The organism is Peribacillus sp. FSL E2-0218, from assembly GCF_037992945.1.
In the GTDB taxonomy this organism is placed as follows: Bacteria; Bacillota; Bacilli; order Bacillales; family DSM-1321; genus Peribacillus; species Peribacillus simplex_B.
On record NZ_CP150304.1, the window covers coordinates 2,223,839 to 2,236,796 of the forward strand.

Sequence of the window (12,958 nt, forward strand, 5' to 3'; positions counted from 1 at the left end):
GTTATATCGTAAATAAAACCAGGATAGTTTAGGAGTGAGGAATTTGCCGTGATGACTTGTTCAAAGCATTCGCTTTCGAATAGAATGGAGGAAAGGGCAGTGCTTATATTCTATTGATGAATGCTTCTTGGAAATGAGGTGATTAGGTGGAAATCCATTTGGTGGCAAAGGATGAGATAGAGGCCCAAGGAATTCGGTGGATCGTGGAGTCCCACCTAACCGGGATCCGATTGGTCCTCTGGGAAACGATTGAAGAATTCGAAAAAGACATGCGCAACCAGCAGCCGGAATTCGTTATTTTGGATATGGATATGTGGACAAATGATAGTGAAGCGATGGGCGTTTCATTAAAACGAAGGGGAATTCGATGGTTAGGCATTTCATCGGAGAGAATATTTCAAACGGCTTATCGGGCCTTGCAGTTTCGTGCAGAAGATGTTCTATTCCGTCCCTTTTCTTCAGCGGATTTGGTGAAGCATATTCAACAATTGCGTTATCAATTAAGAAATGGACAAGGCATTCACGCGAGGAACACATTGGGCGAAGAGCAATCATTGGATATCAATTATCCGGATTTCTTCCTGACAGAGCGGAGGCATGATCATCGAATTACGATGGCCGCATTTTTGACGCCGGATAATAAAACGCTTCCTCTCGTTTATGATGATCTTCAGCGGTATTCCTTTATCGGAAAAAACCAGATCTTCGCTTTATCGGATTTCATTTTATGCGTCCAGGAATCGGAGGGGGATGAGGTGTTCAAGGAAGAATACCAAGCATTCCTCGCTCAATGGAAAGAAAAAATGGACGAGCCGCTTGCCATCATCATCAAAGCGGCAACGCCCGCCGATTCTTTAAAAAAGATCTATCAGCAAACGCGTGAATTGACGAGACAAATCTTTTTTGATGGATATGATATCATCTTGGCTGAAAGTCAACGAATGTCCCCGAAGGAGATGGATCCATTCCTTACTCCTCTTGAACAAAGACTGTGGATAGAAATGCTCGAAAGGCGGGATGCGAAAGCGATCAAGGAATGGACCGAACGCGAATTCCTCACTTTCCAACGGCCATATCCCGACCCGGAAATCGTTCGCATTCGCCTAACAAGCGTACTGGCGCAAATTCGCAGGCACATGAAATCATATAACCTGCAAACCGCCTCTCTAGAAGCGATTTATTATGACGTCTTCCAGCAAATCGTACATAAACCGGTCATTCATCAAATCGTAAAAGCCTTGCACTCGTTCACCACCCATTTGCTTCAGCAGGATCATGAACAAGTACAAGAAGGAGCGAACACACTAAGCGAAAAAGCAAGGGAACTGATTGAGTCCAATTATTGGGATCCCCAGTGGAATTTATCGGCCTGTGCAGACATATTGCGTATTAATAAAAGCACCCTCAGCCGTCGTTTTGCAGCTGAGTCCGGCACGTCATTCCGCAGTACGCTTCATCAAGTGCGGATAAGGGAGGCAAAACGTCTCTTAAAGGAAACGGATTTATCATTGGAGGAAATCGCACAATTGGCGGGCTATTCCCACCAAACCTACTTCAATGCCAAATTCAAATTGTTTGAGGCTTGCACCCCTTCAGCTTATCGGTGGGGATTAAAGGGTTCTATGTAAAGGTCAAAACCTATTGAAAACGATATTTTTTCAACGGTTCAGTCGCTGCTGAACCGTATTTTTTTGTAGAAAATATTAAACAGATTGGAATCATTCATAATATTATAATTTTAACTGTAAAAATATGAAACTATTTATAAAATAATCATTATATTATAAGTAATTTTCTGAATTTTTCCTATACAATGAAAATATACCGAAACAAGGAGGCAATACTATGAACACTACGACAAATAAGGTTATCCGTTATAGAGGGACAGATTTGCATACAAAAGGATGGCAGCAAGAGGCAGTGCTGAGGATGTTGATGAATAATCTGGATCCTGAAGTAGCCGAACGGCCCGAGGATCTCGTGGTTTATGGCGGGATTGGGAAAGCAGCTCGTAACTGGGAATGCTTTGATGCAATCGTCAAATCACTGAAAGAGCTTGAAGATGATGAGACTTTATTGGTCCAATCGGGTAAACCGGTGGCGATTTTTAGAACGCATACCGATGCGCCGCGCGTCCTGCTTGCCAATTCGAACATCGTTCCTGCTTATGCAAATTGGGAAACATTCCATGAGCTCGATAAAAAAGGCTTGATGATGTATGGACAAATGACGGCAGGTAGCTGGATATATATCGGGTCACAAGGAATTGTGCAAGGTACATATGAAACATTTGCCGAGCTTGCCAAACAACATTTCAATTCTTCATTAAAAGGCACGATTACGTTAACGGCAGGTTTAGGCGGTATGGGTGGGGCACAGCCGCTAGCCGTTACGATGAACGGCGGAGTCTGTATTGGAATCGATGTGGATGAGACAAGGATCGACAGAAGGATCGAAACTCGTTATACCGATGTGAAAACGGATTCATTGGATGAAGCCATTCGTTTAGCGACGGAAGCCAAGCATGCAGGGAAAGCATTATCGATTGGTTTGATTGGGAATGCTTCCGATCTTCTTCCTGAAATGATCGCCCGGAACTTCATTCCGGATGTCCTGACGGATCAAACTTCCGCCCATGATCCGCTAAATGGATATACGCCTTCAGGCATGAATATGGTGGAGGCTGCAGAATTACGAAGTGCAGATCCAGATGAATATATTAAACTCTCAAAAGCTTCCATGGCCAAACATGTAAGTGCGATGCTAGAGATGATGGAAAAAGGGGCCATTACGTTCGATTATGGCAACAATATCCGTCAAGTTGCGAAAGATGAAGGGGTGGAGAATGCCTTTGACTTCCCTGGTTTCGTTCCAGCCTATATCCGGCCGCAATTTTGTGAAGGAAAAGGTCCGTTTCGCTGGGTGGCGTTATCTGGTGATCCTGAAGACATTTATAAAACGGATCAAGCGATTCTACGCGAATTTGCTGATAATGAACATTTATGTAACTGGATTAAAATGGCTCAAGAAAAAATCCAATTTCAAGGTTTGCCATCGCGCATTTGCTGGCTTGGTTATGGCGAGCGTGCCCGCTTCGGGAAAATCCTCAATGATATGGTCGCAAGCGGTGAATTGAAGGCGCCGATCGTAATTGGGCGAGATCATTTGGATTCAGGGTCTGTCGCTTCACCGAATCGTGAAACGGAAGCGATGAAGGATGGTTCGGATGTAGTGGCTGACTGGCCGATCTTGAATGCAATGGTCAATGCCGTGGGTGGAGCCACTTGGGTGTCCGTACATCATGGCGGCGGAGTGGGAATGGGGTACTCCATGCATGCTGGAGTCGTCATTGTCGCTGACGGCACGAAAGAAGCAGGGGCGAGAATTGAACGTGTCTTGACGACCGACCCGGGGATGGGTGTAGTTCGACATGTGGATGCAGGCTATGAGCTGGCAGAGAAAACGGCACGTGAAAAAGGGATTCATATCCCAATGCTTAACAAAGGAAATGATGAGTCATGACAAAACCGATTTGGATAAAGCATGCCGCACAACTCGCTACACTTGCACAACATGGCGGGGCTCCTCGTTCCAAGGAAGCAATGTCTGAGCTGGGGTTGATTGAAGACGGAAGCATCTGGATGGAAGCTGGCCTGATTCAAGCGGTCGGAACTACCAAAGAATTGGAAGAACGCTATGCAGATAGGATTCATGAAGCTGAAGTATTCGATGCCGCTGGCCATTTGGTGACCCCAGGACTGGTTGACCCGCATACACACGTCGTATACGGCGGGAGCCGGGAGCGTGAATTCGAGATGCGTCTCGAAGGTGCAACATATATGGACATCATGAACTCTGGAGGCGGCATTCATGCCACCACCCGCATGACCCGTGAAGCAAGCGAACAAGAATTGATGGAGCAAACCGCACGCCGCCTTGATTCGTTTCTCGCTCATGGTGTAACGACAGTAGAGGGTAAAAGCGGCTATGGAATGAATGTGGAAACGGAATTGAAACAGCTGAGAGTGATGAAAAAGCTGCAGGAAGAACATCCCATCGATCTCGTTCCCACTTTTATGGGAGCACATGCGGTACCCAACGATTATAAAGGTCGTGAAGATGAATTTGTCGATCATTTGATTAATGATATGCTTCCAATCGTGTCTGAAGAAAAGCTAGCTGAATTCAATGATGTATTTTGTGAAAAGGGTGTCTATACTCCTGAGCAATCGGAGCGGATTTTAACGGCTGGAAAAAGGTATGGATTGATTCCTAAAATTCATGCCGATGAAATTGAGCCATATGGCGGAGCTGAATTAGCGGCCAAGGTAGGGGCGATTTCAGCCGAGCATCTATTGAAGGTTTCACAAGAGGGGATAAAGGCAATGGCAAAGTCAGGAACGATTGCCTGCTTGCTTCCGGCCACCGCTTTGTACTTACGGGAAGAAGCGGCCCCTGGCAGGAGGATGGTCGATGAAGGTGTGGCCGTTGCCATTTCCACCGATTGCAATCCAGGTTCCTCCCCGACGACTTCCATGCCGCTCGTCATGAACCTGGCATGCATTTCGATGCGTCTTACCCCTGCCGAAGCACTGACGGCGGCAACATACAATGCCGCGTGTGCCATCAACAGGCAAAACAAGGTCGGCTCACTTGAGGTCGGAAAACAAGCGGATGTCGTTTTATGGAATGTTGAAAACTATCAGGAATTGCAATATTTATTCGGGGTCAACCATGTTAAGTCTGTATGGAAAAACGGAGTGCAAGTCGTGAAATGATGGCAGGGTTTGGGCACTTCGCACGCACGTGATTTTTTGTTGCTCCAGGCGGCTCCAGCTCCTGCGCGGAGGGAGTATGCCTGGAGGCAAACCAATTCCTATCGATGATCCAAACTATCATCCTTTTCAATGCAACAAGGGGGAACTATATGTTGAAAAATAATTATCGTTATTTTATCATTTTCATGATCATTGTCATCACGATCATCAACTACATTGATAGGGGTGCCTTGTCGTATGCCCAGGCAGAAATCATCGATGAGTTTCATTTAAATCCGGCTAGCTGGGGAGCGATCTTAGGGTACTTTGGATATGGATATATATTCGGGGCATTGTTGGGTGGAGCACTGGCAGACAAAAAAGGACCGAAATTCATGTGGATCATCGCGGGGACCGCCTGGTCAATATTTGAAATCGGGACCATATTCGCCGGTCATATCGGGACGGCATTATTCGGCGGTTCAGCCTTAGCGGGATTTGCCGTGTTTCGTGTTTTATTCGGATTCGCTGAAGGTCCTACACTATCCGTCATGAACAGGACGATGGCCAATTGGGTTTCCCCGAAAGAGAAGGGGTTCGCCGTGGCATTAGGATTGGTTGGAACCCCAATAGGTGCTTTGGTTACTGCCCCTGTTGTCGTTGGCTTGCTTACCTATACAAATTGGAAAGCGACGTTTGTTATTCTTGGACTATTAGGGATCATTTGGGTCGTTATCTGGAATAAAGTCTTCACTAACTTACCTGAAGAACATCCAAGAGTTACTAAAGCCGAGCTGGAAGGCATTCGAAGTGCCGACCAATTGATTCAAGGAGAAACGACATTGGATCAGCAAATGCCTATACCATGGTACCATTTCTTCAAGAACCCTACCTTGGTTATGAATGCCATTGGATATTTCGCTTTTTTATATGTCAATATCCTTTTATTGACCTGGACGCCGAAATACCTGCAGGACGAATTCAATTATTCGCTTTCATCGCTTTCCTATATCGGGATGATCCCTTGGATAGGTGCTATCATTACGGGACTGTTAGGCGGTAAAATCTCGGATCTGCTGCGGGTGAAAACAGGTAATTTACGGATAGCAAGATCTTGGTTCACGGTGGTGTCCCTATTTTGTACAGCTGTTTGTTTCTTGTTGATTCCAACCGTCGAGAGTGCAGCCGCCGTTCTTGCCTTGATGTGTCTCGGCAATGCGTTCAATTATTTACCCAATTCGATCTATTGGATTGTCGTCCTGGACACGGAACCGACAAAAGCAGGAACATTCGGCGGGGTAACGCATTTCATCGCCAATCTCGCCACGATCATTGCACCGACCCTGACAGGAAGTCTTGTCGCCATTCATGGATATAATGCGATGTTCATCGCGGCATCCATCGCCGTCACGATCGGCATGATCGCCATGGTTTTCGTGAAGCCGGGCAAGCAAGGGACATTCCCGCAGGTCACCAATGAAATGGCCGATTCGAAAGCATAGCTCAATAAGAACCTACAGCTTGGCTGGAGCAATCGTCACAGCGATTGCTCTTTTTTTGGAAGATATCGCTTCGATGGTCAGTGCAAGGCAACGGTGGGACCTGAAGCGGGCTTATCAAAAAATTTTAATGGATTAAATCTGAAAATTATAATAATTGGGGGGCGTTTATTTTGAGCGAGCGAACATTTACAATTGATGATGCACCATTTAAAAAGTTCCACTTTAGAATTGCAGGACTTACTTTCGGGTCCAGCTTCTGTGACGGCTATTCCTTAGGAATCATCGCGATGGCTCTGACATTGCTCGGACCGCAATTAGAGCTGAATGCCATGTGGAGCGGTTTGATTGGCAGCTCGGCATTAATCGGGCTTTTTGCAGGTGCATTGGTCCTTGGAAAACTATCTGATCGTATAGGCAGGCAGAAAATCTTCCTTGTCAATTTTTTGCTGATTACCGTTGTGACGATTCTTCAATTTTTCGTTAATGGACCGGCAGAGCTGTTTGTTTTGCGGTTGCTGATAGGTTTTGGGCTTGGAGGAGATTATGCAGTCGGGACAACATTACTTGCAGAATTTTCCCCGAAAAAATATAGGGCCCCGCTCCTCGCATCTTTAAACGTCGTTTGGACGCTTGGTTATGTAGCATCTAACTTTGTCGGATATTATTTAGGACAAGCTGGGCCAGGATCATGGCGCTGGATGCTAGTCAGTGCAGCCATTCCTGCTGTAGTGGTTTTATTCTTGCGGATTGGAACGCCAGAATCTCCAAGGTGGCTCGTGAGCAAGGGACGTGCCGAAGAAGCGCGGCTTATCGTGAAGAAGCATTTAGGACAGAACGTGGAAATGGGCGAAACGTCGGCGCATGCAGTAAACCCATCCGATTTAGGATTCCGTGGCCTTTTCAGCCAAAAGCTGCGCAAGCGTACCGCTTTTGGCGGGATATTCAAATTGACTCTCGTCATTCCGTATTTCGCCATCTACACCTTCCTTCCGTCCATTTTGCATACAATGGGTTTTGAACAAAACTTTTTTGCCGATACGATGCTAAACATTTTCTTGCTGGTCGGTGCGATCGTCGGCCTTTGGTTCCTTGCAAAATTTTCCCGCAGAGGTTTTACAATAGGTGCCTTTGCGATACTCACAGTTTCTTTATTTTCCCTCAGTCTCCTGCATAATGGCTCACAATATTTCATGTTGACATTCTTCCTGATTTTCACTTTTTTCATGTCGGCTGCTTCCAACCTAACGTTAGTTTACCCTGCAGAACTATTCCCAACGGAGATTCGTGGAACGGGAATTGGCATGGTCACGGCAATCAGCAGGATTGGATCTGCAATTGGAACTTTCCTTCTGCCATTAAGTCTCAATTCCTTTGGTTTAAGCTCTTCAATGGTCGGCATGGCGGTCATCTTGCTAGTCGGTTTGATCGCATCCATAGCCTGGGCACCAGAGACAAAGGCACTCTCCCTGAATGAAGCAAGTGATCCCATGCTTGAAGGTGGTCAGCCTGCTTCAGGAAGTCATGCTTCATTGCGGCAAATCAGAGAAGAAATTAAATGATGCAATCCGATAGTTTATCAATAAATTATAGTGTTGAAGGAGAAGTGAACCGTGACAACGACAAATTGCAGACACGCAAAGGATATAAAAAAAGTCGTATTGGGTGATGGTCCCATCTCCATCAATGAGGTAATTGCTGTTGCAAGATATGGGGCAGAGGTCTCCTTTACAAGAGAGTATTGTAATAGGGTCGATGAATCAAGAAGTTTAATGGATAGGTTCCTGTTGGAAAATAGGGTTATTTATGGTGTGACAACAGGGTTTGGCAGCAATGTGACAGAGATGATTTCCCCGGAAGATGCAGAAACGCTTCAACGGAACATCATTCGTTCTCATGCGGTCTCCGTAGGGGAGCCTTTAGAAAGAGAAGTAGTGAGGGCCATTCAATTGATGATCCTGGTAAATTTGGGTCAAGGTTATTCTGGGGTCAGGTTAGTGGTTTTGGAGCTGATTGCTTCGCTGCTGAATCACGATATTGTCCCATTTGCCCCGGGTGATGGTTCAGTGGGATACCTTTCACCTGAATCTCACATGGCCCTAGTGCTGATCGGAGAGGGGAAGGCATGGCAAGACGGCGAGCTCATCCCTGGAGCGGCAGCTTTGGCAAAAGCCGGATTGGCACCTGTCACATTAGGTCCTAAAGAAGGATTGGCCCTTATAAGTGGAACGACTTCCGCCACGGCGATGGCAGCCTTAGCGGTATACAATGGCATCCAGGCTGCGAAAACGGCGGATATTACGGGAGCTATGTCCTTGGAGGTGCTTAAGGGTACCATTCATGCTTTTGACCCTCGCTCCCACAAATTAAAAAAGCATGGAGAACAGGCAAAGACAGCCAGAAATGTGTCAAGGATCCTCGAAGGAAGTCAAATCATGGACACATATAAGGAACATCGAGTACAAGATGCGCTTAGTTTACGATGCATTCCACAAATTCACGGTGCCATAAAAAGAGCGTTGAAGGACGCGAAGGCCACTATTGAAAATGAAATGAACTCTGCAAGTGATAATCCTATCATTTATCCGGATGGTGCTGACGGGACGGCGCTTATGGGGGGGAACTTTGATGGATCATTCGTAGGGATTTATGCAGATATGATGTGCATCGCCCTGGCGAATCTGGCAAAGGTCACCGAAAGAAGGATCGATCGCCTAGTAAACCATCACCTTAGTGAGCTGCCGAATTTTTTGGTGGCAAACCCGGGTTTAAATAACGGCTACATGGTCCCGCAATATACTGCAGCAGGATTATTGAATGAAATCAGAGTACTTACACAACCTGCAACAATCGATAATGTGCCGACATGTGCAAATCAGGAAGACGTGATAAGTTTTTCCTATTTTGCTTCGAGGAAAGCCTATCAGATTTCAAAGAAGCTGGAATATATTTTAGCGATTGAACTTATGACGGCAACGCAAGCTATGGATTTTCATCACCCATTGAAACCTGCCCCTATCACGGAGAAGGTGTACCGTTTAATACGCAGGAAAGTACCGATGGTAAAAGAAGATCGTTTCTTTCATCCTGACATAGAAGTGATTAAAGGGGAAATTCATGAAGGAGAACTAACCCAACTTGTCGAATTGGAAATGGGTGAAATCGAGTTTTAAAGATGATAGCAGGCGGTTTTTTTTAGTCAAGCCTGTTGCAAAGTTTCGTGACCCGCCTCACAAACGAATAGGTGTTCATCAACAAGAACGGAGGAATAACGGAAACATGCATTATGATGTAATTGTAATTGGAGCCGGATCGATGGGTATGTCGGCAGGTTATTACCTATCCAAGTCCGGAAAGAAGGTAGTATTATTGGACTCTTTCGTCCCGCCTCACAATAAAGGAAGTCATCATGGAGAAACAAGGATCATTAGACATGCGTATGGGGAAGGGGAAGAGTATGTATCACTGGTCCTGAAAGCGCAAGACCTATGGGAACACTTAGAGCAGCTTACGGAAAGACAACTATTTCTTCGGACGGGCGTTCTGAATGCCGGCAGTCAGCAATCCCCCTTCATCAAGCAAGTGATCGCAAGTTCGAATAAATTTGGTTTGCCTTTGGAAAAACTCGATGCTAATCAGGTTCATAAAAGATGGGCAGGCATCACCCTTCCAGAAGATTATATAGGTTGCTTTGAACCTGCTTCAGGAGTGCTAAAAAGTGAAGAGTGCATTCGGGCTTACCAGCAGCTTGCCGAATCACACGGTGCCGACATCAAAGTGAACAGCCCGGTAAGGAACCTGACTGTCCAAGGTGACGGGGTCACGGTGAAAACCGATGACCAAAGCTATCATGCCGAAGCATTGGTCGTTGCAGCAGGAGCTTGGTCACCGAAGTTATTGGATATGTTAGGGTTGAATGTGCCACTGACACCTATCCGGAAAACCTTCGCCTGGTTCGACGCAGATGAAAAATTATATGGTCACAATGGCTTTCCTGCATTCACGTTCGATACACCTGAAGGTACATACTATGGCTTTCCAAGTATAAGTGGAGCTGGTTTGAAACTTGGGAGACATGACGGGGGAAACCGGATGAATCCCGAAGAAACGATGGCCCGATTTGGTGAATTTGCGGAGGATGCCGGGGATTTGGAACGTTTCTTGAACCGATTCATGCCTTTCGGTCAAACGTTGAGACATGGAAAAAACTGCATCTATACGATGACGCCGGATGAGGACTTTATCGTTGATCTACATCCTCATCATCCCCACATTGCCATTGCAGCGGGTTTCTCGGGACATGGATTTAAGTTCAGCAGTGTAATTGGTGAGAGTTTAAGTGACCTTATTCTTTCGGGAAAGACGGAGAATGATATTTCCCCATTTTCGCTAAACAGATTCCAATAGGTTCATCGCTTTACCAACATATAAAACGAATAGGCTAACCGTCGATTCCTTTTCAAGGGAAGCAACGGCTTTTTTATATTGTTCCCGTTCTCTTGATTTATAAGTTAACGGCGCAATAAACATCAATGGGGTTATCTGCCAACTATTGTCTAAAAAAATAATGCGTGGTAGAATAAGAATATTCCGAAATTTGAAACTAAAATTCCGAATTTCGGTATTTCATTACATACTTTTAAGGAAATCATAAACGGGAATTTTTCAAAATGAAGGAGGAGGAACAATGAATGCCGTTGATTTGAATTGTGATTTAGGAGAGAGTTATGGCGCCTACCGGATGGGGAATGACAAGGAAATTTTAGATTATGTCACATCGGCCAATGTCGCTTGTGGTTTTCACGCTGGTGATCCGACCGTCATGCGAAAAACGGTTCAACTTGCCTTGGAAAAAGGTGTCAGGATCGGGGCTCATCCTGGTTTACCGGATTTAATGGGGTTTGGCAGACGCAATATGAATATTGCGCCCGAGGAGGCTTATGACATTGTCGTCTATCAAATTGGCGCATTGAATGGTTTCTTGCAGTCCGAGGGAGGAAGCATGCAGCATGTGAAACCGCATGGCGCTTTGTACAATATGGCCGCCCAAAACGAAGCATTAGCGATGGCGATTGCCGAGGCTATATATAAAGTGAACCCTGAGCTTATTCTCTTTGGTTTGTCGGGAAGTGAATTGATTCGCGCTGGTGAGGCAGTCGGCTTGCGAACGGCCAGTGAAGTATTTGCCGATCGCACCTATCAACAAGATGGTTCATTGACTTCACGAATGGAGAAATATGCTTTATTGGAAAATGATGAGGATGCTGCTGCGCAGGTGATTCGGATGGTAAAGGAAGGGAAGGTTTTGTCCCAACAAGGATCCGATGTGGCTTTGAGGGCAGATACGATTTGCATCCATGGGGACGGTGCACATGCATTGGCCTTTGCCCGACATGTGAAAAATTCTTTGGAATTATCCGAAATAACAGTCAAGTCATTTTCATAAACCTGCATAGGAGGTCAGTCCATTGGAGCCAAACAAATATACTGCAGCTCAGGAAAAGATTCCCGCTAAGCCGAAAACAAACCGCACTTTATTATTGGGTGCAGCCTTCTTAATGGCTACATCGGCAATAGGGCCGGGATTTTTAATGCAAACGACCGTTTATACCCAAAGTCTTGCGGCAAGTTTCGGTTTCGTCATCCTTATTTCGGTCCTTCTTGATATTTTTGCCCAAACAAATGTATGGCGCATCATTGCTGTATCTGAAAAGAGGGGTCAAGAGATTGCCAATATGGTTTTGCCTGGTCTTGGTTATGTCCTGGCGGCACTCATCGTCATGGGAGGCCTCGCCTTCAATATTGGCAATATTGCAGGAGCAGGGCTTGGACTCAATGCGATGACGGGGATATCGCCTACAGCGGGCGCCGCAATAAGTGCGGTCATCGCGGTCTTGATATTTGTCGTCAAGGAAGCGGGAAAGGCCATGGACCGCTTTACGCAAATCGCCGGCTTCTTCATGATCTGTTTGATGATTTACGTTGCCTGGACAACCTCTCCTCCAGTAGGGGAAGCGGTAGTGAGGACATTTGCACCTGTTCAAATCGATATCATCGCCATCGTCACTTTAGTGGGAGGGTCGGTCGGCGGCTACATAACATTTGCAGGGGGCCATCGGCTATTGGATGCAGGCGTTAAAGGCGTTGGAGCATTACCTCAAGTAACTAAGAGTTCAATAGTGGGAATCTTGATCACCACCGTCATGCGTGTCGCGTTATTTCTGGCAGTGCTTGGTGTCGTATCGAAAGGTTTACAGATCAATCAGGATAATCCTGCAGCATCCGTTTTTCAACTGGCTGCCGGAGACGTCGGATACCGCATATTCGGGGTCGTGATGTGGGCAGCGGCAATCACTTCTGTCGTTGGAGCTGCATATACTTCCGTCTCGTTTATCAGAACATTCAGCGAAATGATCAATAAAAAGGCAAACTGGATAATCATTGGCTTTATCGTCTTGTCGACAGTTTGCTTTTTGTTAATTGGCCAGCCGGTTAAAGTACTGCTAATTGTAGGCGCCATCAATGGCTTGATTTTGCCGATCGCACTTGGGACATTATTGATTGCCGCATATAAGCGAAACATTGTCGGCGATTATAAACACCCGCTATGGTTAACGATCTCAGGTGTCTTTGTCGTAATCGTCATGGCGCTGATGGGTGGATATACATTAATCAAGCAATTGCCTACACTATTTTAATACA

The 12,958-nt window shown here is 45.9% G+C and carries 10 protein-coding genes; all 10 read left to right on the forward strand.

Features of this window, described 5'->3' with window-relative positions; genetic code table 11:
• Positions 1–146: 146 nt before the first annotated feature.
• Positions 147–1,628, forward strand: coding sequence for a helix-turn-helix domain-containing protein (locus tag MHI53_RS10780; protein ID WP_340373456.1), 1,482 nt, complete (start codon positions 147–149; stop codon positions 1,626–1,628).
• 217 nt (positions 1,629–1,845) lie between these two features.
• A complete protein-coding gene (gene hutU / locus MHI53_RS10785) occupies positions 1,846–3,522 on the forward strand; it encodes a urocanate hydratase (RefSeq protein ID WP_340373457.1) in 1,677 nt (558 codons plus the stop codon).
• Positions 3,519–4,778, forward strand: a complete 1,260-nt coding sequence (gene hutI, locus MHI53_RS10790; protein WP_061141577.1) for an imidazolonepropionase — start codon at positions 3,519–3,521, stop codon at positions 4,776–4,778. Before hutU ends, hutI begins: the two co-directional genes overlap by 4 nt.
• 149 nt (positions 4,779–4,927) lie before the next feature.
• On the forward strand, positions 4,928–6,259 hold the full coding sequence (locus MHI53_RS10795) for an MFS transporter (RefSeq protein ID WP_340373458.1): 1,332 nt from the start codon (positions 4,928–4,930) through the stop codon (positions 6,257–6,259).
• Entirely contained in the window at positions 6,234–6,395 is a 162-nt protein-coding gene (locus MHI53_RS10800) for a hypothetical protein (protein WP_340373459.1), read from the forward strand. The genes MHI53_RS10795 and MHI53_RS10800 overlap by 26 nt, the downstream gene beginning before the upstream one ends.
• 34 nt (positions 6,396–6,429) lie before the next feature.
• Complete coding sequence (locus MHI53_RS10805) at positions 6,430–7,818, forward strand: MFS transporter (RefSeq protein WP_061141575.1); 1,389 nt, start codon at positions 6,430–6,432, stop codon at positions 7,816–7,818.
• 51 nt (positions 7,819–7,869) lie between these two features.
• Positions 7,870–9,429 (forward strand): histidine ammonia-lyase, encoded by a 1,560-nt coding sequence (hutH, locus tag MHI53_RS10810; RefSeq protein ID WP_340373460.1) that lies wholly within the window; start codon positions 7,870–7,872, stop codon positions 9,427–9,429.
• Positions 9,430–9,535: 106 nt separating this feature from the next.
• Entirely contained in the window at positions 9,536–10,663 is a 1,128-nt protein-coding gene (gene solA, locus MHI53_RS10815; protein ID WP_340373461.1) for an N-methyl-L-tryptophan oxidase, read from the forward strand.
• A gap of 280 nt (positions 10,664–10,943) precedes the next feature.
• Positions 10,944–11,702, forward strand: coding sequence for a 5-oxoprolinase subunit PxpA (locus MHI53_RS10820; protein WP_061141572.1), 759 nt, complete (start codon positions 10,944–10,946; stop codon positions 11,700–11,702).
• 112 nt (positions 11,703–11,814) lie between these two features.
• Positions 11,815–12,954, forward strand: coding sequence for an NRAMP family divalent metal transporter (locus MHI53_RS10825; protein WP_340373675.1), 1,140 nt, complete (start codon positions 11,815–11,817; stop codon positions 12,952–12,954).
• Positions 12,955–12,958 lie beyond the last annotated feature (4 nt).